The sequence below is a fragment of the Nocardia sp. KT25-26 genome, from assembly GCF_056627695.1.
In genome coordinates this window covers 4,084,788-4,108,573 of sequence record NZ_CM152813.1, presented here as the reverse complement: position 1 = coordinate 4,108,573, position 23,786 = coordinate 4,084,788, and the positions used below count along the sequence as shown (strand labels likewise).

Here is a 23,786-nt window from a genome sequence, read left to right as displayed (position 1 = left end):
TCCTCCGGCTCTCACAAACTTCTCACCCCTCGCGAACCCAGCGACAAGCGACGCCGCCCTGTTGCGGCCCCCCGATCGTAACCGGGCGCAGCAGCGGGGCCGACCGGTGCGCGCCAACTGCGATGTCGTTGGTGGCGATTCCACACCGGCCGCTACCGTTGTTCCGTGAGTTCCTTTCCCTGCAGTGACGACGTCCTCCCCGCGGCGGAGACCCTGGTCCCGCTACCCGACGTGGCCGAGCGGCTCGGCGTCCTGGTCACCCGAGTGCATCAGATGCTGCGTGACCACCAGATCCTGGCCGTCCGCCGGGCCGGAGTGGTGGGCGTTCCGGAACGATTCTTCGACGACGAGGGCGAGATCGTCCGGCACCTGCCCGGGCTGATCACCGTCATGCGGGACAGCAAGTACACCGACGAGGAGATCCTGGAATGGATCTTCACCGCCGACGACTCGCTGCCCGGCCGCCCCGTCGACGCCCTGCACGGCCACCTGGCCCGCGAAGTCCTCCGCCGCGCCGCCGCCGAACCCTTCTGAAACTTGGAGCAGCTCTGTGTTGGATTGAGCAGCTCCGCTGCTCGAGTCGCGGCCCCTTCGGGGGCCTCGATTTCGTCAGCCCGAATCGGCGCGGGGCCGCTCCGGGCGAGGTCGTGGGCGTCAGTGGGGGTGTGGCTGATTCCAGGTGAGTCCGGGTGTCGGGCGGCGCAGGTTCGCTGCGGTCAGCCGGAGGCGGCGGGGGAGCGGGACCGTTGCTCGCTGGGAGAAGACCTGGTAGTCGAGCCGCTCGATCCGGTCGAGGATGTCCGCATACAGCACGGTGGCGACGCGGATCGCCGGGCGGACTCGGGGCTCCAGGAGCTCGATACCGGGTGCGGCCTGCCGGTAGACGTCGCGATTCACCGCGATCAGCCGGGCCAGTGCGGCCCGTACCGCCGGGTCGGTGCTGCCGGTTCGCCGGCAGTGCCGGAGCCGGTCCTCGTCCACCCCGGCGGCGGCCAGTTCGTCGGCGGGCAGATAGATCCGGTCGCGGTCCAGGTCCTCACCCAGATCGCGGAGGAAATTGGTCAGCTGGAAGGCTTCGCCCAGCGCGGCGGCCGCGGGTTCCGCCGCCGCCCGGGGCACCGTGGTGCCGAGCACCGGTAACAGCTGCAGGCCGATGGCGGCCGCCGAACCGCGCATGTACTCGCGAAGCTCGGCCAGATCCGCATAGCGGTTGCGATATCCGACAGTGCCGGGGATATCCATCCGCATCGATTCCAGGAAGGTGGCGATATGCCCGGGATCGATGTCGAAACGTCGGATCGTGTCGGCGACTGCGGTCAGGACGTGGTCGCGGACCCGATCGCCGGTGTCCACGGCGTCCGCGGCCAGCGTGATCTGCAGCTGCTGCTCGATCAGGTCGAGTTCGGCGGCGGGATCCGGCACGACCGCCGGGCCGTCGCCGGAGGTCCGGGGCGGGCCGGGGGCCAGGACGTGGTCCGGATCATCTGCGTGGTCGACGATATCGTCCACCAGCCGGGCGAAGGCGTACAGCGCATGCACGGCGGGGCGGCGCCGGGCGGTGAGCAGCCGGGTCGCGAGGAAATACGTGCGGCCGTGTTCGGCGGCGATGCGCCGGCAGGTCCGGTAGTGCTCGTCGAGCGGATCCGCGGTCACGACGGCGACGCGGCCACCGTGCGCCGCCGCGGTGTGGACGAGCGCAGGCGCAGCGGATCCACCGTGCGCAGCGATACCGCCGCCACCACCGCGACGGCGGTCGCCAGCGCGACGTGCCAGAAGTTGTACAGGCCGTTCGCACCGTCCGGCTGGAACACCAGCATCAACCAGGTACACAACCCGACCAGCACCATCAGCGTGCGTTGCGACAGGGCGAACGCGGCGGCCAGGGCGAGCGGCCACGAGTAGTACCAGGGCAGGGCGGCGGGGGAGAGCAGCACGATCGCGACGAACGCGACCAGGATGCCCAGCACCGCCTCCCGTTCGGTATGGCGGAACCGCCACCAGGTCGCCACCAGAATCACCACCAGCGCGACCGCGCACAACGTGCGCATGATGCCGAGCACCGAATCCTGGCCCCACGGCGTGACCCAGGTGATGACATGCGAGAAGCCGGTCGGCAGCGACAGCCACTGGATGATCTTCTTGGAACCCGACAACGCGGTCAGCCAGCCGATGCCGACCCCGGCCACCGCGGTGGCGGCCATGAACACGACGGCGAAGACGCTGAGGCCGAGTCCGGCGATCTTCGCGAACATCAGCGCCGGATGGGGCATGACCGGGCTGCGCCGGGCGGCATCCGGATGTTTCGGATCCTCCGCGGGCGCGGCGTCCGGATGTGCCCGGGTCCACTGGGCGGTGCGGCGCTCCTTCTCGTGCAGCATCCAGATCCACACCAGGAACGGCAGCGCGACGCCCGCGGTCGCCTTGATCGCCACCGCGATGGCGACGACCACGATCCCGGCCACATGGTGGCGTTCCAGCACCAGCGCGATACCGGCGCACATCAGACCGACCATCAGCATCTCGTTGTGCACGCCGCCGATCAGATGGATCAGCACCAGCGGATTGAGCACCGCCAGCCACAACGCGACGGTGGGCTTGCCGCCGAGATGCTTGGTCAGATACGGGATCGCCCACATCATCAGCGCCAGACCGGGCAGCATCACCAGCCGCAGGCCGAGGGTGCCCGCGACCACACTGTCACCGGTGATCGCGGTGATCCCGCGGGCCAGCAGCAGGAACGCCGGGCCGTAGGGTGCGGTGGTCGTGGTCCAGACCAGGCTGACATTGTCCAGCAGCACCCCGGGGTTGGCGACCGGGCCCACCGCGTACGGGTCGAACCCGTCCCGCAGCAGGGCGCCCTGGGCGAGATAGGAGTACGCGTCCCGGCTGAACATCGGCACCGCGAACAGCAGCGGGAACGTCCAGATGCAGACGATGCCACGCAGTTCGCCCAGCGTGATCCGGGACCCGGTGCCGCCGGTGCCGAGCGTGGCCCGGCCCAGCCGCACCCAGGCGGTGATCATGGCGAGCACACCGGCCCAGATGATGATCGTCGACAGGGCGTAACCGTGCCCGAATCGCAGCCAGGACAGGTGCATTGCCTCGAGCAGCGGATCCCGGGTGCGGACCGCGCCCGCGCCGAGCCCGCCGAAGGTGATCATCGCCGCGCCGGCGAAGCCGAGCAGGGCGGCATGCCCCTCCGGGCTGCGGGCGAAATCGGCGGCGAGCTGCAGCCGGGTGCGCGGTGCCCCGGCCGTCACGGGTCGCTCGGTGACGTCGGTGCCTGCACGGGTGCTGTCCATGGTGCCTGCAGAAGTCTCGGGGGGCGGCATGTCCTGTCGGTCCCCCCGAAAGGTCGGCGGCCGCAACCGCGGATGAATAGGTCGGCGGTCAGTTTACGGCGTGGTCCTTCGCAGACCCAGCACAGGTACGCGCGTCGGTCCCGGAACCGGCCAGAATTCGGTATGCCGCGTGTTTTCCGGACAGCAGGGTGGTCGGCACCCCGACACCCGGCGTAGTGCCGCAACCGGCGATAACTACATTGTCGCTGCCGGTCGGAAAGTTTCGCGGCCGGAACGGCCCGGTCTGCCGGAACAGGTGGGCGGCCGAGAACGGGGTGCCGGCCAGCATGCCCTGTGCCCGCCAGGTGGCCGGGGTGTCGATCCGGTCGACGCGGAAATGTGCGGCGATCCCGCGGTAGCCGCGGCGTTCCAGCAGATCGAGCAGTTCCCGCAGGTATCCGGGGCCGGTCCGGTCCCAGTCGATCGGCGCGGCATCGAGATTCGGGCACGGCGCCAGCAGTGAGAACGGTTCGTACCGGCCGTCCGGCCGGTCGAGGAACAGGCCCGGGTCGCTGAGTGCCGGGCGGGTGAGCAGCAGCGACGGGTCGCTCATGGTCCGGGCGGTCCGGCGGCGGCCGGTGAGCTCCGCGAACGTCCGTGCCCAGGCGGCGCCGAAGTCGATGGTGTGATGGGCCTGCACCGGCCAGGCCGCCGCGACCTCGACCGGGATCGTGCCGTGTGCCACCACGGCCGAGGGGGAAGCTCGCAACCGTCGGCGGGGCCGCATCCCGAACCGGTCGAGCTCGCCCAGATCTGCGGTCAGCACGACGGCATCGGCCGGGAAACGGTCGCCGCCGGCGGTGCGGACGGCCCGCACCCGCCGGGTGCCGGGGGTGTACTCGAATCCGGTGACCTCGGTATCCAGCGCCAGCCGGCCACCGGCGCCGGTGAACGCCTCGGCCAATGCGGCGGTGACCGCACGCATCCCGCCTTCGGGGAAATAGACACCCAGCCCGGTGTCCATATGCGGAATCGCACCGTAGACGGCCAGCGCCTGATCGGGCGCCGTGCCCGCATACAGGGCCTGGAAGGTGAACAGCCGGGTGAGGCGTTCATCGGTGAGGAAACGGCGCACCCGGGGGCCGAGCCGGCCGAAGCCGCCGAGGCGGACCAGCCGGGCCAGCGCGGTTGCCGCCGGCCGGGTACGGACCAGGTCGAGTGGTGAATCGAAGTCCGCATCCAGGAAGTGATCGAACTCACCGGTGTAGATGTCCGCCAGCCAGTCGCGCAGCCGCCGGTAGCCGTCGGCTTCCGCCGCGCCGCAGGTCCGGGCGACTTCGGCCGCCATCACCTCCGGATCGGTGTGCACCCGGATATCGCTGCCGTCGGCGAATCGGGCGTGATATGCCGGATCGAGCCGGTGAATCCGCAACGGCGGCACGGCATCGTCGCGGCTGCGGCCGACCGCGGCCAACGCGTCGTCGATCAGGCCGGGCAGGGTCAGGACCGTCGCGCCGTTGTCGATCTCGTAGTCGTCGAACCGATATCGCCCGACCCGGCCGCCGGGGTGGTCCGCCCGTTCGAGCAGCGTCACCTCGCGGCCCGCGCCGCGCAGGTGCAGCGCCGCCGACAGGCCGGCCAGCCCGGCGCCCACCACGACGATCCGGTCGGCCGGTGCTACGACGGTGCGGTGGCGCAGGCTCATGCGGTGCGCCGGGTCGCCGACCGGGCCATGCTGCGCAGCAGATCGGCCGCAGCCGGGGCCGCCGTACTGGCGGCGACGGCGGCCAGCCCGGATTCGGTCAGCGCCGTGATGCGGCGCTCCACCTCGTCGACGGCACCCACATCGACCAGTGCCGCGCGCAGCCGGTCCACCGCGGTGTCGTCCAGATCGGTGCCCAGGCCGGACCGCAGCAGGGCGGCCGCGGCCGGGTCGTGCTCGTCGGCCCGGTGCAGGGCTTCCGCGATCAGCACGGTGCGCTTGCCTTCACGCAGGTCGTCACCCGACGGTTTACCGGTGACCGCCGGATCGCCGAACACGCCCAGCAGGTCGTCGCGCAGCTGGAAGGCGATCCCGACATCGGTGCCGTAGGTGCGCAGTGCGGCGATCAACCCGGCATCGGCGCCGGCCAGCGCCGCACCCAGATGCAGCGGGCGTTCCACCGTGTAGGCGGCGGTCTTGTACCGGTTGATCCGCAGCGCGGCGGCGACCGACTCGTCGCCCCCGGCGCCCGCATCGATATCGAGCAGCTGCCCACCCAGCACCTCGGTGCGCATCGCGGCCCAGACCGGAGCGAACCGGGTCAGTGCCGCGGCCGGCAGACCGGCCGAACGCACCAGATCATCGGCCCAGGCCAGGGCCAGATCACCGATCATGATCGCCACGCTCATGCCGTACTGATCGCCGGAGCCGGTGCGGCCGAGGATCCGATGCCGATCGGCGAAGTCGACGTGCACGGTCGGGAATCCGCGCCGGGTGCGGGAGGAATCGATGATGTCGTCGTGGATCAGCGCACACGCCTGCACCAGCTCCAGCGCAGCGGCGGCGGTGAACACCGCCTCCGCGCGCGGGCCCTCCGGGGCGCCGCCGCCGGCCAGCCAGCCGGTCCAGGCGAAACCGGGCCGGGTGCGCTTGCCACCGCGCAGGGTGAACTCCCGCAGCGCTGCGGCGGCGTCGACGAAGACCGGCCCCAGTGGCTCCACCAGTTCGGCACGGGAGTCGAAGAAGGCGGCCAGGACCCGCTCCACCTCGGCCGCGAACGCCGGTGTGCCCGGCACCGGGCCGACCGGATCGGCGGGGGGCCGGGGCAGTGAGGTACCGATTCCGGTGGTACCGATTCCGGCGGACAGAACAGCCTCCAAGGTCGTGGTACAGACGCCCGGCCAGAATACGCGTCCACCGGTCCACGCCTTCCCGGCGGCGCCCACCACCTAGACTGGGCGGGTGACTTTCGATGACGGAGGGGGACTCCCGACCCCGGCACGGCTCACCCCGGCACGGTCCGTGGTGCAGAGCCTGCGTGCGCATTCGGGCAGGTCGGTGCCGTTTTCGGTGGAGTTCAACCCGCCGCGGGACGAGGCGGGCGAGGCCCGGCTGTGGCGCGCGGTCCGGGAGTTCGAGCGGATGCATCCGGCGTTCGTCTCGATGACCTACGGGGCCGGCGGTTCCACCCGGGACCGCACCGTGCGGATCACCGGGGAGCTCGCGCAGGAGACCACGCTGCTGCCGGTGGCGCATCTCACGGCCGTCGGGCACAGCATCGGTGAGCTGCGCTCCCTGGTGGGTGCCTATGCCGGTTCCGGGATCCACAACGTGCTGGTCCTGCGCGGCGATCCGCCCGGTGACCCGCTCGGCGAATGGGAGAAGCACCCCGAAGGGGTGGAGTACGCCGAGGAGCTGGTGCGTATCGTGCGCGACCTCGGTGATTTCCACGTCGGTGTGGCATCGTTCCCGCAGGGGCACCATCGGTCGCCCGACCTGGACCACGACACCCGCTACCTGGCGGCGAAGCTGCGGGCCGGGGCCGAGTACTCGATCACGCAGATGTTCTTCGACGTCGAGCACTATCTGCGGCTGCGGGATCGGATCGCCGCCTTCGACCCGGTCGAGGGTGCCAAGCCGATCATTCCGGAGTTGATGCCGATCACCTCGTTGCGCACCGTGGAACGGGCCGAGCAGCTGTGCGGCCGCCCGCTGCCGGAACGCGTCCGGGCCCGGCTGGCGGTCGCCGCCGGTACCGGTCCGGAGGAGGATCGCGCCGCCGTCCGGGCCGCGGGGATCGAGATCGCCACCGAGATGGCCGAACGGCTGATCGCCGAGGGCGCGCCGTGTCTGCACTTCATCACGCTGAACTTCGCGAAGGCGACCAGCGAGGTGCTGACCAACCTGGGCTACGGCGTCACGGCCGCCCCGATCAGCGCCTGACCCGGATGCCCGGCGTACCGGCACAGGTGGCGGTGTGTGGTCCGCGGGACTGCACACCGGCCGAGGCCGGGTACGCCCGGGAGATCGGGCGGCTGCTCGCCGACGCCGGCTGCACCGTACTGTGCGGCGGCGGGACCGGGGTGATGGCGGCGGTCGCCGCCGGTGCGGCCGCGGCAGGCGGGCTGGTCGTCGGGATCCGGCCGGACGAGGACCGCTCCGCCGTCTGTGCCGGTCTGTCCGCCGTGCTGTACACGAACTTGGGTGAGGCACGTAACGCCGTGCTGGTCCGCTCGGCCGACGCGGTGATCGTCGTCGGTGGATCGTGGGGCACCCTGTCCGAGCTCGCCCTGGCGAACCATCGCAGCGGGCTGCCGGTGGTGTCACTGGGTGGCTGGCAGCTGTGCGACGCCGATGGGCGGCCGATCGATGCGGGGGCGGTGGCCGACACCCCGGCCGATGCTGTCGAGACGATCCTGGCCGCACTCGCCCTCCGGTAGACCGGCTCGGCCACTGCCTGCCGCGACGGCCCGACGACCGGTGGGCCGAGGCGATGACGAAAACGCTCGCGACGCGCCGTAATCGGCGGCTGTCCGGCCGGTGGCGGCGAGCACGGTAACGTTCGAGCGACGACGTCCCGGTGAACGGCCGCACCCCGGCCACGGGGCCGATCAGGAGGTGCGCTGTGCCGCAACTGCGTCGGATCCTCTGCAGTACCGCGCTCGCTGCGGTGACGGTACTCCCCGCGCCGGTCGCGCTGGCCGGACCGGCCGAACCACCGACTCCGGAGCTCGTCCACACCGCCACCGGTGCCCGGCCGGTCGCCGACCCCGGCGCCGCCCTGGAAACAGTGCTCGCGGCCCTGGAAGCCGCCGGCATCCAGCCGTTCCTCTACCCGACCGTGGCGCCGCTGTGTGCCGGCACCGATCGGATGCCCCCGATGGCCGTGGCCGGTGCCGCGCCCGGGCCGTGGCCGCGGACCGAGCTCCGGATCCCGGGCGTCGATCTCGCCGCCGTGCACGCCGGACAGACGATGTTCACCTTCCTCCCGGTCGGGCTCGCCCCGGAAGGTCCGGCCGCCGATACCGGGATGCAGGTGGCCTGGCTCAACCTGGACACCGGCCGCGGCGGAATCGAAGCGATGGGCACCTTGGGCGACCTCGTGGCCGGACTGCTACCGCCGGAAGTTCCCGCCGAACTGCGGCCGGTCGCCGAACAGGCACTCCGGGAGTTCTTCCGGGCCGCGCTGCCGGTCGGCGGTGTCCGGGCGGTCCCGGTGGACACCGGTCACGGCACCGTGCTGGCCGCCGTATTCGGTACCGTCGGATCCTGCTTCTTCCTGCCCACCGTCGGGCTGGTCACGGTGCCCTGACGGCCGGGCGGACTCAGCGGGTACCGGCGGCGATATCGCGCCGCTCGGTGTGGCCGCGGTCGGCGGACCCGGCCGGCCCGGCCTCGAAGACCGGTCGCTGCTTCCACTCCAGCGCGCCCCGCCGGTGCAGGGTATGGGAGCGCAGCCACAGCCGCAGGTAGGCACCGACCGCCAGCGGATGCGACAGTGCCGAACGCAGATCCGTGACATCCGGGCGCCGCCGCGTCTCGACGGTCCGGGCCAGCAGCCGCCCGGCGACCGCGGCCGCCCACCCGAGCAAACCGATCCGGCGCTGTCGGCCGCGACCGGCCAGCACCGCCAGCGGCGGCAGCCAATACGCCAGTGCCGCGGCCAGACCCACCCCGGCCCCGGCCGCGAAACTGCCCCGATAGGCGGACCAGAGCCAGCGGGTGTACCCGGCCTCGAGCTCGGTGGTGTCCCGGTACATCCGGGTGCGGGCGCCCGGACCGGCCGCCACCAGCACACTGCGCCGGCCGCTGCGGCGCATCTCCCGCGCCAGATCGAGATCCTCGGTGGCACTCGAGGCGACGGCCGCATGCCCGCCGCATTCCCGGTACGCCTGCGCATCGAAGACGAGGAACTGCCCGCAGGCCACCGCGGCGGCCGGGCGCCGCGTGCGATCGGCCGACCGGATCGGCAGCGTGGCGGCCCAAGACCAGCACAGCAGCGGCTGGATCAGGCGTTCGGCTGCGGAATCGGCCACCTGGACCGGCCAGGGCGACACCAGTCCGGCCCGATACCGGCGCAGTTCGGTGACCGCGCCCGCGATTGCCTGCGGGGCCAGCCGCACATCGGCATCGAGGAACACCAGAACCGGATCGTCGGTCCGGGCCGCCAGCCGGGCACAGGCAGCGGACTTCCCGGTCCAGCCGGGCGCCGGATGCGCCGCCGAACGCAGCACGGTGAACCGCGGGTCGTCACCCACGGCGGCGACCGCGGTGGAATGGGTGTCGTCGGTCGAGGCGTCGTCGAGGATCAGCACCCGCAGCCGCGGCACCCCCACCTGGGCCCGCAGATCGGCGATCAACTCCGGCAGCCGGGCCGCCTCGTTGCGGGCCGGGACGCAGACCGTCACCGGTTCCAGCGCGCCCGCTGCCCGCATCGGCAGCACCGGCAGGGTGACCAGGTTGTACAGCGCGGTACCGGCACCGGCTACTGCCAGGCCGGTGCCGGCCCGCAAAGCCACAGTGCCGGTGCGGGATACCACGGTGCCGATCCGCATCTCAGCGCTCCGAATTCTTCCGGGTGATCCGCCGCCACACCTCGCCGACGGTGGGTGCCGCCGGTGCGCCCGGTGCGGCCGGGTTGCGGTTCAGGTACGCGAGCCCGGCGACCACCGCCGCCACCGCGAGGGTGATGCCGCCGACGATGCCGGCCCAGCCCGCGAAGGATCGGGTGTTCGGGTCGGCGTATTTCACTTCGGCCCGGATGATCGAGATCTCCCCGGGGGAGAGCTGCCAGGACACCGTGTTGTCGCCGTCGCGGGTGCCGTTGGTCTCGACGACCCGGGCCGGGAACGCCACCGACAACTGCACATCCGAGCCGTGCGGGGGCACCGATTTCAGATCGGCCCGCCCGGACAGCGTGACGAGATCGCCGTTGCGGGAGAACTTCAGGTCGAACATGCCCTGGGTCTGTTCCGACAGGCCGCCCAGCTGGGACACCTCACCGAAGGTGAGGTCGTCGAAGTAGACATGGCTGCCGACATAACCGTCCCGGTCGTAGGAATCGACCCGGATCTTGGCAGCCAGGGAATCCGGCGCTTTCAACTGCGGGCCGGGATCGTCGGGACCGGTGCGGGCCGCCGCGGCGACGATCTGCCCGGAGACCCGGTCGTTCGAGGACACACCCATGGTGACCTGCACCCGGAGGCAGCCGGCCAGCAGTGGCGCGGCCAGGGCCAGCACGGCCAGCAGGGCCGCGGTGCGGACGGCCCGGCCGGGCCTGCGCCGGGCCGGAATCGGATCGGTCTGATCGGGAACGAGACTGGGCTGCACGAGACATATCGTGCCAGCATCGGGCGCTCAGTCCAGAACCGTGCCCACCCGTGCCGCCGCCCGCGGGTCCGATCGCCGCGGTCGCGGGCCCGGCCGGTCTCGATACAGCGAGATCAGCAGGGGTATCCCGATCGTCGACAGGCCGGCCGCCCCCCACGCCGCCGAGGCGGGCAGCCCGAGGAACACCGCATGCGCAAGCGCCGAGCCGAGCCAGGTCCACAGCAGCAGCGCGGCCGGCACGGCGAGCTCACCCGGTCGGACGTGGGCCGGTCGGTGGCGTTCGGCCGCGGTGAGCAGGATGCCCATCACGATGGTGACGAGGAACCAGCCGAGGTAGTTGGTGTAGGGGATCTGCGGCAGCCCGGGCAGTCCGGCATCGGTGACGCACCAGCGCCAACGGTCGTCGGCGACCATCTGCGGGTCGAGGAAGAGATCCCAGCCCACCGCACCCACCGCCAGCAGCGCGACCCGGCCGGTGCGGGAGCCGGTCAGGTAGCCGGCCACGATCCAGATCGGATAGAGCCCGCCGGTCCAGGCCAGCGGCACGACGATCGGTATTCCCGCCAGTTCCGGACCCGGGCCGCCGGTATAGGCGTAGCACCCGAACGGATAACCCGTGGCGGTGCCGACGATCTCGGCGAGCAGGCCCAGGCCGGCGACGATGCCGGCGAAGGTCGCCGCGTACCGGATGCCGCGGGTGGTCGCCGCATGCAGCAACGCGGTGCCGGCCGCCGCCAGCACGATGAGCACCGTGAGCCGATCCCGGGCGGTGCCGCTGCTGAGCGGATAGGCGATCTGGGCCGCGACCATCAGCGCCGCGGCTCCGGCGGGTGCGAAGGTGCGGACGGTACCGGGCGTCATCGGCGCCGCCGGAGCCGGTGCAGCGGGTTGCGCCGGTCGTGCAGCAGCAGCCGGGCCGCGCTGCGGCCGCTCGCTCCGGACACGCCGCCGCCCGGGTGGGTGGAGGCGCCGGTCAGGTACAGCCCCGGCGCGCCGGGCACCCGCTGACCGGACAGTTCCGGGAGCGGACGCCACAACATCATCTGATCCAGCGACATCTCGACGTGCATCACATTGCCGCCGCGCAGACCGAGTTCACGTTCCAGATCGACCGGTGTCTGCACATACCGCTGCCGGATCGAGCCGGTGAAACCCGGTGCGTAGGACTCCAGCTCGGCGATGATTCGATCGGCCTCGCTGTCCCGGTGCGATTCCCAGGAACTGCCGTCGGCCAGGGTGTACGGGTGCCACTGCGCCCACAACGAGAGCTGGTGCTCACCGGGCGGGGCGATACTCGGGTCGAGTGCGCTGAAACTCATCGCCAGCACCACCGGACGCGGCGGCAGCTCGCCGGCCAGTGCCGCTCCGTGCGCCAGTCGCAGCCGGCTGCGGTCGCGCACCAGCAGTTGCAGACCGCGCGTGGCGTCGCGCGGTTCGGCACCCGGATAGACGGGAAGTGCGGTGGTGGCCAGCCGCACCACCATCCCGATGCCGGGCCCGACCCGGATCCGGCGTTGCCAGTCGTCGATCACCGGCGCGTCGAATCCACCGGCGCGCAACAGGTCCAGGGTGGTGAGCACATGGGTTCCGGCGATCACCGCATCGGCGGCCAGCACGGCGCCGGATTCGGTGCGGGCCTGCCAGCCGGGGCCGGTCCGGCGCAATTCGGTGACCGCATCCCCGGTGCGGACGATGCCGCCGTCGGCGCGCAGCCGGGCGGCGAGCGCGGCGGTCAGGGCGCCGCTGCCGCCGACTGCCCGCCCCGGTGGCAGAGTATGCATCAGGGCGGCGAAGCCGACCATCGGGGCGGTACCCGGTTCGGACATCGGTGGTCCGGACTGGGCGCCGAACCAGGCCAGGGCGGCCTTGAGTCGTTCGTCGTCGAACCAGGTGTCCAGTAGTGCATCGCCGGATTGCAGGAATTCCCGGGACAGGGCGCTGCCGCCGGCGCGGGCGTCGAGTCCCCAGAACGAACGCAGCAGCCCCGGTGGCGTCGGCGGTCCCGCGAAGGCCCGCATCACCCGCGCACTGCGCGGCCCCCATTCGGCCACGAACCGGCGATACGCCGCGGCATCACGGGCACCGCAGGCCGCCGCGACGGCCGCACAGGTGCGCTCCAGGTCGCGATGGAAGACGATCGGGGCGCGGTCGCCGTCGGACGGTACGAAGGCCCAGGGGTCACAGTCGATGTAGCGCAGGCCGAAGCGGTCGAGCCCGAGCTCGGAGATGATGCCGGTGTGCCGGATCATCAGATGAGCCGAGGAGCCCCGGTCGACGAGGTGACCGGGAAAGCGGGCGACGGTGGAGACCGCGCCACCCAGCACCCGGTCCCGCTCGACGACCTGCACCCGGTGCCCCGCCCGCGCCAGATAGCAGGCCGCGACCAGCGCATTGTGGCCGGACCCGACGATCAGGACGTTCACAGCGGCAACCGGCGGCCCAGGACGGCGAACGGACGCCGGTCACCGGCGAACACGAACCCGCGGATCACGTCGGAGAAGCCGCAGCGGCGATACAGCCGCCAGGCCCGGTTGTCCTCCGCCGGCACCTCCGGGGTGGACAGCAGCACGGCCGACTCGCCCCGGTCCTGCAGCAGCCGGTTGAGCAGGGTGACGCCGATGCCGCGACCCTGGGCGGTCGGGTGCACATGCAGTTCGGTGAGCTCGAAGTAGTCGGCGAGCAGCTCTCGGGCGGCCGGTTCCGGCCAGCCCCGGCGGCGCATCCCGTGCTGGACCTGCTGATGCCACCATTGCCGGGGGGCGCCGTGGTAGCCGTACGCGATCGCGACGATCGGGGCGGTGCGCAGATCCACCGAACCGTTGTCGTCCGGCAGTACCGCGGCGACGGCCTGCCAGCCGGGGCGGGTCGTGTGCTCCGACCACATGGGTGCCCGATGGTGCTCGGTACCGCGCGGGTAGTCCATGGCGGCGACGTACACCGACAGTGCGTCGTGCAGCCGCATACGCAGGGCGCCGGGCGACAGGTCGACGACGACCGGGGCGGGGGTCTGATTCGGTGAGACGGCAGTCATGGCTCTCGTCGGCCGCGCCGTGGGCGCGGAAGTTTGTCGGTGGGTGTCCTTATATTCAAGCTCGAGCAGCAACCGGAGTGCGAAAGGGGCGGCCGATGGCCACTCGCAACGAACGTCGGGGGCCGGTCGGTCCCGGGGGCCGGGCAGATCGGCTGCTGACCCAGGCCTACCACTTGCTCACCGATGCCGCCTGGGAAGGGGATGCGCCCGAGCGGTTCCGGACCGCCTACCTGGCGGCCCTGCGGGGTGCCGGGGCGGTGCTCGCCCACACCGGCGCCGACACCGCCGCCCGGGCCCGGTCCCGGAACGCCTGGGTGCTGCTGCCACGGGCGGCCTCGGAGTTCCTGATGTGGGCGGACTACTTCGCCGGCCGGTCGCCGTTGCGGGCCGCGTTGGAGGCGGGATCGGACCGGGTGGTCGGTGAACGGGAGGCGGACGAATTCTGCTCGCGGGTCGGCGCCTTCCTCGACGATGTGGCGGATCTGCTGGCCGCAGGGGTGCAGACACGCCCGGTACCGGGCCGCGACCGGGACATGTCCGCTTAGTTATCGTGGAGTAGGTGGTACGGGTTTGATCGAACTCGTATCATTGGTGTCAGATAGCCGCCAAGGTCGGCTACCCGTCGTCTACCCGGAGGCGACCGCCACGTCCTAGTGCCGGGGGAGGTACCGTGCCACTCTCCGAGCACGAGCAGCGCATGCTCGAACAGATCGAGAGCGCGCTCTATGCTGAGGATCCGAAGTTCGCATCGTCCGTTCGCGGCGGACGGTTGCGTTCCACGTCGAGTCGCCGCAGACTCCAGGCTGCGGCGTTGTTCGCTGTCGGCCTGTTTCTGCTGGTCGCCGGTATCGCCGTTCCGGTGAAGCCCGGCGGCTTCCCGATTATCAGCCTGATCGGTTTCATCGTCATGTTCGGTGCCGGCGTGCTGTTGTTGCTCGGCGGTTCGGGCAAGCCCGCTGCCGAGGCCGAGGAGTCGGACGATTCGCCGGGTGGTTCCGGCGGCTCCGCCGCCGGTGGCGGCGGTAAGCAGCGGAAGTCCGGTGGCTTCTCCGAGCGAATGGAGGACCGCTTCCGCCGGAGATTCGAGCAGGAGTAGCCCCTCCGCCCGGTCCGGGCCGGGAGGTCACAGCGCGCTGCGGCGCCGCACCGAAGTCGGTGCGGCGCCGCAGCCGTCTGTCTGCCCGGCTCCGCGGTGCCCCACTCACCCCCACGTTCCCCACCTTCCGCCACCCGGCGGGTGGATCCGCCACGGGCCCCGCCGAGAGTCGTGGCTACCAGGGTGTTTGCTGAAAGTTTTCGGGTGGCGGTGGCCGGGGTGGTGACTTCCCGGCGGAACACGCTGGGAGCGGCGAATCTCAGTGATAGCTGTGATGACCTGGCCAGTTGTGTTTTCGGGGAGCCAGATCACCCGGTGTTTCGATTGAAAGTGGGGGAAAGTGGGGTAATGTGGGTCGCGCACTACCGGAGAGGCCGCAGGCGAGGTGATCCAGTAGGGAGGTGGCCGAGATGTTCCTCGGTACCTACACCCCCCGTCTGGATGACAAGGGTCGACTGACGTTGCCTGCGAAGTTTCGAGACGATCTGGCGGGAGGGTTGATGGTCACGAAAGGGCAAGACCACAGCCTGGCCGTGTATCCCAAGGACGAGTTCACCGCGCTCGCCCGCCGGGCCGCGGCGGCCTCTCGAAGCAATCCGAAGGCACGGGCGTTCGTCCGGGCGCTGGCGGCCGGGACAGACGAACAACGTCCGGACGCTCAGGGCCGGATCACGTTGTCGGCGGACCATCGTCGCTACGCGGGACTCACCCGGGACTGCGCGGTGATCGGTTCGGTCGACTTCCTGGAGATATGGGACAAGCAGGCGTGGGAGTCCTACCTCGCCGAACACGAGGAGGACTACGCGCAAGCCGGAGACGAGTCGCTGGGCGGAATCTTCTAGCCCGGAGCACGCGAGTGCTACGCGGCCTCTGCCCGGGTGTGGACCCTGACGTACTTCCCCGACGCCAGGTGCCACGCCTCGGTCAGAGACCCCGTCGCATTCGCCGGTGTCACTGCGAACAGTGGCACCGCTGCATTGCGAACCGAACGTTATGACAAAGCGACCCGTGTGCAGTGCCACACCAGGTGCGGACCGGTGGGAGGTCGAGGTGAACGATTCAACCGAGACCCCCCGGCACGTGCCGGTACTGCTGAACCGGGCGGACGAGCTGCTCGGTCCGGCACTGACCGAGCCGGGCGCGGTCTATCTGGATGCGACGCTCGGCCTCGGCGGACACGCCGAACACTTCCTGCGCACCTACCCGGAATGCCGGCTGGTCGGCCTGGACCGGGACACCACGGCGCTGCGGCTGGCGGGAGAGCGGCTGGCCCCCTTCGCCGATCGGATCACGTTGGTGCATACGCGATACGACGGTATCGCCGAGGCACTGCGCACGGCCGGACTGCCGGTCGTCGGCTCCGTATCGGGCATCCTGATGGATCTCGGCGTCTCCTCGATGCAGCTCGACGAGACCGACCGCGGCTTCGCCTACTCGGTGGATGCGCCGCTGGACATGCGGATGGATCCGACCACCGGGCCGACCGCGGCCGATGTGCTCAACACCTACAGCCACGGTGACCTCGCCCGGATTCTGAAGACCTACGGCGAGGAACGATTCGCCGGCCGGATCGCTGCCGAAGTGATCCGGCGCCGCGGCCGGAAGCCGTTCACCACCAGTGGCGAACTCGTCGAGCTGCTCTACGACACCATTCCGGCGGCCACCCGCCGGACCGGCGGGCATCCGGCCAAGCGGACCTTCCAGGCGCTGCGCGTGGAGGTCAACGGCGAACTGGATTCGCTGCGTGCCGCCCTGCCCGCGGCCGTTGCGGCATTGCGGGTCGGTGGCCGGATCGTGGTGATGTCGTACCAGTCGCTCGAGGACCGGGTGGTCAAACAGGAGCTGGCGGCGCGGACGGCCTCGCGGACCCCGGTGGATCTGCCGGTCGAATTGCCCGGGATGGGACCGGAATTCCGGGCGTTGACCCGGGGGGCCGAGAAGGCGACCGCCGCCGAGATCGAGGAGAACCCGCGCGCCGCACCGGTGCGGATGCGCGCGGCCGAGCGGATCGAGCCGGCCGCGGGTGGGAGTGCAGAGGAGGGGAAACGATGAGCGTGCAGACGGCCGTTCCGGCGGTACCACGCCGCACCGCACACCGGGCATCGGAGTCGGACCGGGCGAAATCCGGTGCCGCCCAGCGCGCATACGCACGCCGGCGCAACCGGGCCGAACAGTCGCCCAGTGGTCCGGCACTGCCGTCGCCGGAGTCGCAGCGGATGGCCGGCCGGATCCCGTTCGTGGCGGCGATCATCGGGCTGCTCGGCTGCGGACTGGCGTTGACGCTACTGCTCACCACCCGGGCCGCCGAGGACAGTTACCAACTCGGTGACGCCCGCGCGGCGAACCAGGCACTCGCGGACGAGGTGGCGGCACTGCGGCGGGAGGTCGCCACGGCCGACTCCGCCCCCGAACTGGCCTCGCGCGCCCGGGAACTCGGCATGATTCCGGCGGTGGATCCGGCCCGGCTGGTACTTCACCCGGACGGATCGGTCGAGGTGATCGGAACGCCCGCGCCGGCGCAGGGCGCGCCGGCGCCGCCGCTCAACAAGCCACCGGCGCCACCGGCCGATGCGGAGCCGGGCGGTGGCCAGGGTGAGCGGGTGGTGCCGGCACCGCTGCCGGAACCGGAAACCGCAGTGCCACCGGTGGGCAGCGCGCCGAACACGGGAGTGACGCCGACCGGTACGCCCGCGCCGGAAGCCGAGCCACCGGCTCCGGCCTCGCCGGCACCACGGGCGATACTCGCCGCCCCGGCTCCCGGTCTGCCGCCGGAACTACCGGTGGCACCGGCAGCCGCGCCGGTACCGGCACCCGACGATGACCAGCCGCCGGCCGATTCGGCACCACCGCCGGAGGAGACTCCGTGACCCGGCGCCGGCCCACGTCGCAGTCGCGGCGCGGGCCCGCGTCGTCTCCGGGCCGGCGCCGGCCGGCCGGGATGCCGCCCGGGCCCGACCGGCGGCAGCTCCGGCGCCTCGGCGTCGGCCGGGTCTTCCTGCTGATCGCCCTCGCAGTGGTGGCGTTGCAGCTGCTGTACGTGCAGAGCATCGCTGCCCCGGGACTGTCCGCCCAGGCGGCGAGCCAGCGCACCACCACCGAGACCCAGGCCGCCTTGCGCGGCCCGATCACCGATCGATACGGCAGCGCGCTGGCCTTCACGGTGACCGCCGAGGCGCTGACCTTCCAGCCGGTCCGGGAACGCGAGCGGATGCGCGAGGCACACGAGCTGGACCCGTCCGCGCCCGATCCGGATACCCGGCTCGAGCAGATCGCGAAGCGAATCCACACCGAACTCGGTGCCGCCGCACCCACCGAGGACGAGTTGCTGGCCGAACTGCGCAGCGACAAACCGTTCGTATATCTGGTCCGCAATGTCGATCCACGGGTGGCCGGCGAGATCACCGCGGATTTCCCCGAGGTGGGCGCGGAACGGCAGGACCTGCGAGAGTATCCGGGTGGATCGCTGGCGGCCAATGTGGTCGGCGCGACCGGCTGGGACGGTCACGGTCAGGTCAGCCTGGAGGCCGCGATGGACTCGGTGCTGGCCGGTACCGACGGGTCCCGCACCTACGATCGCGGTTCCGACGGCGCGGTGATCCCCGGCAGCTATCGTGACCAGCAGCCCGCGGTCGACGGCGACGGGGTGGAACTGACCCTGGATTCGGACCTGCAGTACTACGTCCAGCAGCAGGTGCAGCAGGCCAAGGAGCTGTCCGGCGCCGCCTCGGCCTCGGCGGTCGTCCTCGATGCCGGGACCGGTGAAGTGCTGGCGATGGCCAACGACGACACGTTCAACCCGGCGCTGGGGCCGCAGCACTGGTCCGACGGGAGCATGGGCAATCCGTCGGTGTCCGCGCCGTTCGAGCCCGGATCGGTGAACAAGATCGTGACCGCCGCCGCGGCCATCGAATACGGGCTGACCACGCCGGACGAGGTCCATCAGGTTCCGGGCCGGATCCGGATGGCCGGGGTCACCGTCAACGACGCCTGGTCGCACGATGTCATGCCGTACACCACCACCGGCGTGTTCGGGAAGTCCTCCAATGTCGGCACCCTGATGCTGGCCCAGCGGGTCGGCGAGGACCGCTTCGCGGACATGCTGGACCGCTTCGGGCTGGGGCGCCGCACCGGAATCGAACTCCCCGGTGAGAGCCCGGGGCAGCTGCCCGCCCGGGACCAGTGGTCCGGCGGCACCTTCGCCAACCTGCCGATCGGGCAGGGGCTTTCCATGACGACCCTGCAGATGACCGGGATGTACCAGGCGATCGCGAACGACGGGTTGCGCATCCCCCCGCGCATCGTGCGGGCCACTATCGCTCCGGACGGGACCCGGACCGAGCAGGAGCCGCCCGAGGGAGTCCGGGTGGTGAGCCCGGAGACGGCGGCGACGCTGCGCACCATGTTCCAGGCGGTGGTCCAGGACGATCCGATGGGTGTGCAGATGGGCACCGGCACCCCGGCCGCCATCGAGGGCTACCAGGTGGCCGGTAAGACCGGCACCGCGCAGAAGGTGGATCCGGCGTGTGCCTGCTATTCGACCTCGTCGTTCTACATCACCTTCGCCGGGATGGCCCCGGCCGACGATCCGCGATACGTGATCGGCCTGATGCTGGACGCCCCGGTCCGCAGCTCGGACGGTGGCGGCGGTCAGTCGGCGGCGCCGCTGTTCCACAACATCGCCTCGTGGGCGCTGCAGCGCGATCGGGTGCCCCCGTCGCCCGAACCGCAGCATTTCGTCCTGCAGGCGGGAGTGTGACCGGTGCGGGTGCGCCTGCCCCGGAGGGCTTTCGCCGATGCGCCTGCCGCAGGCCGGCGCCGGGCCGCCGTGGGCACACCGTGCGGGCTATCGGTAACCTGACTCGTCGTCTTGCTCACGCGCTCGAATAACCAGAGAGGAGCCTCGTGCCCGCGCAGTCCAGCCCGCAGGCGCTCCGGCCGGTGAACCCGCCGTCGACGCCGCTGCGGGCCTTGCAGGACCTGATCGGTGCCACCACGACGGCAGAGCTGCCGGCCGAGGTGTCGGTCACCGGGATCGAACAGCGATCGAATGCGGTGCGAGCCGGTGATCTGTTCGCCGCACTACCCGGCGCGACCTCGCACGGCGCCCGGTACGCGGAACAGGCCGTCACCGCCGGTGCCGTTGCGATCGTGACGGATCCGGCCGGTGCCGAGCTGATCGGCGCGATATCGGTGCCGGTGCTGGTCACCGACCGGCCCCGGGCCGTGCTCGGGGAGCTTTCGGCCACCGTGTACGGGCACCCCAGCCGCGAGCTCCGCATCGTCGGCATCACCGGAACCTCCGGCAAGACCACCACCGCGTACCTGGTGGAGGCCGGTCTGGCCGCCGGCGGCGCCACCACCGGACTGATCGGCACCATCGAGACCCGGATCGGCGGGCGGCGGGTACCCAGCGCGCTGACCACCCCGGAGGCCCCGCAGTTGCACGCGATGTTCGCCGCGATGGTGGAGCAGGGGGTGCAGGCGGTGGTCATGGAGGTCTCCAGTCATGCGCTCGCGCTCGGCCGGGTCGACGGTGTCCGGTTCGATGTCGGGGCCTTCACCAACCTGTCCCGGGATCATCTGGACTTCCACGCCGACTTCGAGGACTATTTCGCCGCCAAGCGCCGCCTGTTCGAGCCCGGTTCGCCGGTCGCCGCCCGGACCCCGGTGGTCTGCGTCGACGACCGGTGGGGCCGGCGGCTGGCGGACGGGCTGCCCGAGCCGGTCACCGTGTCCACGACGGGCCCCGCGGACTGGCGGGCGGAGGATCCGGCGACCACGGCCGGCGGTGGACAGTCGTTCCGGGCGGTCGGCCCGGCCGGTGCGCTGCCGGTGCAGCTGCGGCTGCCCGGGCGGTACAACGTGGCCAACGCGCTGCTCGCGGTCGCGGTGTGTGCGGCCGCCGGCACCGATCCCGCCGTCGCCGCCGCCGCACTGGCCGAGGTGGATGTGCCGGGCCGGATGCAGCGGATCGACCGTGGCCAGGACTTCCTCGCCGTCGTCGACTATGCGCACAAGCCCGCCGCGGTGGAATCGGTGGTCGCCACGTTGCGCGGATATCTCGCCGAGGCCGGTTCCGGCCGGTTGGCGGTGGTGATCGGGGCGGGCGGTGACCGGGACGCGGCGAAACGCCCGCTGATGGGTGCCGCCGCTGCGCACGGCGCCGACCTGGTGATCGTCACCGACGACAACCCCCGCACCGAGGACCCCGCGGCGATCCGCGCCGCCGTGGTGGCCGGTGCCGAAGAATTGCACGATGGTGACCGCGGGGAGATCCGCGAGATCGGCGACCGGGCCGCGGCGATCGCGGCGGCACTGGCCTGGGCGCATCCGGGTGATGCGGTGCTGGTCGCCGGTAAGGGCCATGAGGCCGGACAGGAGATCCAGGGGGTCAAGCACCCCTTCGACGACCGTGCCGTGGTCGCCGAGGCGCTGGAATCTCTTCGCACACGGCGACGTCCGCCCACGGACGCGGAGGACTTGACGGTTCCATGATCGAGATGACACTGCGGGAGATCGCGGAGGTCGTCGGCGGCACGCTGCACGACGCCGCCGACCCACAGGCGCGGGTGACCGGCACGGTCGAGTTCGATTCGCGCCGGATCGGAGCCGGTGACCTGTTCCTGGCGTTGCCGGGGGCGCAGACCGACGGCCACGATTTCGCCGGCACCGCGATCGAGGCCGGGGCGGTCGCCGTCCTGGCCGCCCGCCCGGTGGGGGTACCCGCCATCGTCGTCGAACCGGCGCCGGGCTCGGTGCCCGCCGGGTCGATGGCCCTGGAACACGATGCGGACGGCTCCGGCGCCGCCGTCCTGGCCGCCCTGGCCGCACTCGCGCGGGCCAGCACCGACCGGCTGGCGGCGCAGACCGGGTTGACCGTGGTGGGCGTCACCGGGTCCTCCGGCAAGACCTCGACCAAAGATCTGCTGTCGGCGGTGCTCGCCCCGCTCGGCCCGGTGATCGCCCCGCCCGGGTCGTTCAACAACGAACTGGGCCACCCGTGGACCGCCCTGCGGGCTCGCCCGGACACCGACTTCCTGGTCCTCGAACTGTCGGCGCGCGGCCCCGGCCATATCGCCGCCCTGGCCGAGATCGCCCCGCCCCGGATCGGGGTGGTGCTCAACGTCGGCACCGCGCACCTCGGTGAGTTCGGCAGCCGCGAGGCGATCGCCGCCACCAAGGGCGAGCTGGTGGAAGCCCTGCCCGCGGACGGCGTGGCCGTGCTCAACCTCGACGACCCGCAGGTCGCCGCGATGGCGAGCCGCACCCGGGCCCGGGTGGTCACGGTCGGCCTCGCCGCCGGGGCCGATATCCGGGCCACCGACGTGCGGACCGATGAGCAGGCGCGGGCCCGGTTCGTGCTGCACGCGAACGGCGACAGCGTCGAGGTGCAGCTCGCCGTCCACGGTGAGCACCACGTCGGCAATGCGCTGGCGGCGGCCGCGGTCGCCCTGGAGTGCGGCGCCGATCTCGCCGGTGTCGCCGCAGCACTGTCCGGGGCCGCCGCCGCCTCGGCCCGGCGGATGGAAGTGCATACCACCGCCACCGGGATCACCGTCGTCAACGATTCGTACAACGCCAACCCGGATTCGATGCGGGCGGCGTTGAAGGCGCTGGTCCAGCTGTCGCGCGGGGCCGATGCGCCGCGGCGCAGCTGGGCCGTGCTCGGTGAGATGGGCGAGCTCGGCGAGGACGCGGTGCTCGAGCACGATGCGATCGGCCGCCTGGCGGTCCGGCTCGATGTGGACCGGCTGATCGTCGTCGGCACCGGACGCCCCTCCCGCGCGATGCACCAGGGCGCGGTGATGGAAGGCTCATGGGGCGAGGAATCGGTTCTCGTACCCGATATCGATGCGGCCGTCGCACTGCTCGACGAAGAGCTCGCGGCAGGCGATGTGGTGCTGGTCAAGGCGTCGAAGGCAGTCGGCCTGTGGGCCGTCGCCGAGCACCTGACCAGGGCAGGGGAAAGTAGCACGGAGGCAGCTGGATGAGGCAGATTCTGTTCGCGGCGGGGATCGCACTGGCGGTGTCGATCCTGTTGACGCCGTTATTGATCCGAATCTTCGCCAGACAAGGTTTCGGTCAGGAGATCCGGGTCGACGGCCCGGCCAGCCACCAGTCCAAGCGGGGTACGCCCACCATGGGCGGCGTGGCGATCCTGATCGGCATGTGGGCGGGCTATCTGGGCTCGCATCTGATCGGCATCGGCTACGACGCCGAGGGCCCGACCGCGTCCGGTCTGCTGGTGCTGGCCCTGGCCACCGCGCTCGGTGGGGTCGGCTTCCTGGATGACTTCATCAAACTGCGCAAACAGCGCAACCTCGGCCTCACCGCCGCGGGCAAGTACATCGGCCAGCTGGGCGCCGCGGTGATCTTCGCGGTGCTGGCGCTGCAGTTCCGCAATGCCGACGGGCTGACTCCGGCCAGCCAGCATCTGTCCTATGTGCGCGACTACACCTTCTGGTCGATGGGCGCGATCGTCTTCATCGCCTGGGTGCTGTTCCTCGTGGTGGCCTGGTCGAATGCGGTCAACCTGACCGACGGCCTGGACGGGCTGGCCGCGGGGTCGATGAGCCTGCTGCTCGGCGCCTACGTGATCATCACCTTCTGGCAGTACCGAAATGCCTGTTCGAGCACGCCGGAGGCGGGTTGCTACGACGTGCGCGACCCGCTGGACCTGGCGCTGGTGTGCGCCGCCGCGGGCGCCGCGTGTATCGGCTTCCTGTGGTGGAACGCCGCACCGGCCAAGATCTTCATGGGTGACACCGGTTCGCTGATGCTGGGTGGCCTGATCGCCGGGCTGTCGATCACCACCCGCACCGAACTGCTGATGGTCGTCATCGGCGCGCTGTTCGTCGCCGAGGCGGCGTCGGTGATGCTGCAGGTGGCGGTCTTCCGTACCACCCGGAACCGGCTGTTCAAGATGGCGCCGGTGCACCACCACTTCGAGCTCAGCAACTGGGCGGAGACCACGGTGATCATCCGGTTCTGGATTCTGGCGGGCATGGCCGCGGCGGTTGGCCTGGGCCTGTTCTACAGCGAATACCTCGCGCAGGTCGGGTGAGG

At 71.4% G+C, this 23,786-nt stretch carries 22 protein-coding genes; 13 read left to right on the top strand and 9 right to left on the bottom strand.

Going from position 1 to position 23,786, the window contains the following annotated elements; genetic code table 11:
- The first annotated feature begins 165 nt into the window (after positions 1-165).
- Complete coding sequence (locus AC1HFH_RS18745; protein ID WP_480244089.1) at positions 166-534, top strand: Rv2175c family DNA-binding protein; 369 nt, start codon at positions 166-168, stop codon at positions 532-534.
- A 120-nt stretch (positions 535-654) separates the two neighbouring features.
- Here AC1HFH_RS18745 and AC1HFH_RS18740 read toward each other — a convergent pair whose 3' ends face one another.
- The 4 genes from AC1HFH_RS18740 to AC1HFH_RS18725 form a co-directional block, all read right to left on the bottom strand.
- Positions 655-1,653, bottom strand: a complete 999-nt coding sequence (locus tag AC1HFH_RS18740) for a phytoene/squalene synthase family protein (RefSeq protein ID WP_480244088.1) — start codon at positions 1,651-1,653, stop codon at positions 655-657.
- Positions 1,650-3,302 carry an alpha-(1->6)-mannopyranosyltransferase A gene (locus tag AC1HFH_RS18735; protein ID WP_480244087.1) on the bottom strand — a complete coding sequence of 551 codons (1,653 nt, stop codon included), beginning with the start codon at positions 3,300-3,302 and terminating at the stop codon, positions 1,650-1,652. The genes AC1HFH_RS18740 and AC1HFH_RS18735 overlap by 4 nt, the downstream gene beginning before the upstream one ends.
- Before the next feature lie 88 nt (positions 3,303-3,390).
- Positions 3,391-4,986, bottom strand: a complete 1,596-nt coding sequence (crtI, locus tag AC1HFH_RS18730) for a phytoene desaturase family protein (protein ID WP_480244086.1) — start codon at positions 4,984-4,986, stop codon at positions 3,391-3,393.
- Positions 4,983-6,143: a polyprenyl synthetase family protein gene (locus tag AC1HFH_RS18725; RefSeq protein WP_480244085.1), complete on the bottom strand. Its 1,161-nt coding sequence runs from the start codon at positions 6,141-6,143 to the stop codon at positions 4,983-4,985. Before AC1HFH_RS18725 ends, crtI begins: the two co-directional genes overlap by 4 nt.
- A gap of 82 nt (positions 6,144-6,225) precedes the next feature.
- Here AC1HFH_RS18725 and AC1HFH_RS18720 point away from each other — a divergent pair, with 82 nt between their 5' ends.
- The 3 genes from AC1HFH_RS18720 to AC1HFH_RS18710 all read left to right on the top strand — a co-directional run bounded on the left by AC1HFH_RS18720 (position 6,226) and on the right by AC1HFH_RS18710 (position 8,575).
- Positions 6,226-7,206 (top strand): methylenetetrahydrofolate reductase, encoded by a 981-nt coding sequence (locus tag AC1HFH_RS18720; protein WP_480244084.1) that lies wholly within the window; start codon positions 6,226-6,228, stop codon positions 7,204-7,206.
- Between the two features lie 5 nt (positions 7,207-7,211).
- A complete protein-coding gene (locus tag AC1HFH_RS18715; RefSeq protein ID WP_480244083.1) occupies positions 7,212-7,703 on the top strand; it encodes an SLOG cluster 4 domain-containing protein in 492 nt (163 codons plus the stop codon).
- Positions 7,704-7,888: 185 nt separating this feature from the next.
- Complete coding sequence (locus AC1HFH_RS18710; RefSeq protein ID WP_480244082.1) at positions 7,889-8,575, top strand: hypothetical protein; 687 nt, start codon at positions 7,889-7,891, stop codon at positions 8,573-8,575.
- 13 nt (positions 8,576-8,588) lie between these two features.
- On the opposite strand, the gene AC1HFH_RS18705 is transcribed toward AC1HFH_RS18710, so the two are convergent.
- From AC1HFH_RS18705 to AC1HFH_RS18685, 5 genes are read right to left on the bottom strand one after another with little or no spacing between them, the layout of a single operon-like run.
- Complete coding sequence (locus AC1HFH_RS18705; RefSeq protein ID WP_480244081.1) at positions 8,589-9,818, bottom strand: glycosyltransferase family 2 protein; 1,230 nt, start codon at positions 9,816-9,818, stop codon at positions 8,589-8,591.
- A 1-nt stretch (position 9,819) separates the two neighbouring features.
- Entirely contained in the window at positions 9,820-10,593 is a 774-nt protein-coding gene (locus AC1HFH_RS18700) for an LppM family (lipo)protein (RefSeq protein WP_480244080.1), read from the bottom strand.
- A gap of 27 nt (positions 10,594-10,620) precedes the next feature.
- Positions 10,621-11,454 carry a carotenoid biosynthesis protein gene (locus AC1HFH_RS18695; RefSeq protein WP_480244079.1) on the bottom strand — a complete coding sequence of 278 codons (834 nt, stop codon included), beginning with the start codon at positions 11,452-11,454 and terminating at the stop codon, positions 10,621-10,623.
- On the bottom strand, positions 11,451-13,016 hold the full coding sequence (locus tag AC1HFH_RS18690; RefSeq protein ID WP_480244078.1) for a phytoene desaturase family protein: 1,566 nt from the start codon (positions 13,014-13,016) through the stop codon (positions 11,451-11,453). The genes AC1HFH_RS18695 and AC1HFH_RS18690 overlap by 4 nt, the downstream gene beginning before the upstream one ends.
- Complete coding sequence (locus AC1HFH_RS18685; RefSeq protein WP_480244077.1) at positions 13,013-13,624, bottom strand: GNAT family N-acetyltransferase; 612 nt, start codon at positions 13,622-13,624, stop codon at positions 13,013-13,015. The genes AC1HFH_RS18690 and AC1HFH_RS18685 overlap by 4 nt, the downstream gene beginning before the upstream one ends.
- 95 nt (positions 13,625-13,719) lie before the next feature.
- On the opposite strand from AC1HFH_RS18685, the gene AC1HFH_RS18680 reads away from it, so the two are divergent.
- From AC1HFH_RS18680 to mraY, 9 genes are all read left to right on the top strand, one after another.
- The gene (locus tag AC1HFH_RS18680) at positions 13,720-14,169 is read left to right on the top strand and encodes an SAV_6107 family HEPN domain-containing protein (protein ID WP_480244076.1); all 450 of its coding nucleotides are present in this window, start codon (positions 13,720-13,722) and stop codon (positions 14,167-14,169) included.
- 125 nt (positions 14,170-14,294) lie between these two features.
- On the top strand, positions 14,295-14,720 hold the full coding sequence (locus AC1HFH_RS18675) for a DUF3040 domain-containing protein (RefSeq protein WP_480244075.1): 426 nt from the start codon (positions 14,295-14,297) through the stop codon (positions 14,718-14,720).
- A 410-nt stretch (positions 14,721-15,130) separates the two neighbouring features.
- Positions 15,131-15,562, top strand: a complete 432-nt coding sequence (mraZ, locus tag AC1HFH_RS18670) for a division/cell wall cluster transcriptional repressor MraZ (RefSeq protein ID WP_480247895.1) — start codon at positions 15,131-15,133, stop codon at positions 15,560-15,562.
- Positions 15,563-15,770: 208 nt separating this feature from the next.
- Complete coding sequence (gene rsmH, locus AC1HFH_RS18665; protein WP_480244074.1) at positions 15,771-16,772, top strand: 16S rRNA (cytosine(1402)-N(4))-methyltransferase RsmH; 1,002 nt, start codon at positions 15,771-15,773, stop codon at positions 16,770-16,772.
- Entirely contained in the window at positions 16,769-17,587 is an 819-nt protein-coding gene (ftsL, locus tag AC1HFH_RS18660) for a cell division protein FtsL (RefSeq protein ID WP_480244073.1), read from the top strand. The genes rsmH and ftsL overlap by 4 nt, the downstream gene beginning before the upstream one ends.
- Before the next feature lie 71 nt (positions 17,588-17,658).
- Positions 17,659-19,476 carry a peptidoglycan D,D-transpeptidase FtsI family protein gene (locus AC1HFH_RS18655; protein WP_480247894.1) on the top strand — a complete coding sequence of 606 codons (1,818 nt, stop codon included), beginning with the start codon at positions 17,659-17,661 and terminating at the stop codon, positions 19,474-19,476.
- A 146-nt stretch (positions 19,477-19,622) separates the two neighbouring features.
- On the top strand, positions 19,623-21,215 hold the full coding sequence (locus tag AC1HFH_RS18650) for a UDP-N-acetylmuramoyl-L-alanyl-D-glutamate--2,6-diaminopimelate ligase (protein ID WP_480244072.1): 1,593 nt from the start codon (positions 19,623-19,625) through the stop codon (positions 21,213-21,215).
- Positions 21,212-22,711, top strand: coding sequence for a UDP-N-acetylmuramoyl-tripeptide--D-alanyl-D-alanine ligase (locus tag AC1HFH_RS18645; RefSeq protein ID WP_480244071.1), 1,500 nt, complete (start codon positions 21,212-21,214; stop codon positions 22,709-22,711). Before AC1HFH_RS18650 ends, AC1HFH_RS18645 begins: the two co-directional genes overlap by 4 nt.
- Positions 22,708-23,784: a phospho-N-acetylmuramoyl-pentapeptide-transferase gene (mraY, locus tag AC1HFH_RS18640; protein WP_480244070.1), complete on the top strand. Its 1,077-nt coding sequence runs from the start codon at positions 22,708-22,710 to the stop codon at positions 23,782-23,784. Before AC1HFH_RS18645 ends, mraY begins: the two co-directional genes overlap by 4 nt.
- Positions 23,785-23,786 lie beyond the last annotated feature (2 nt).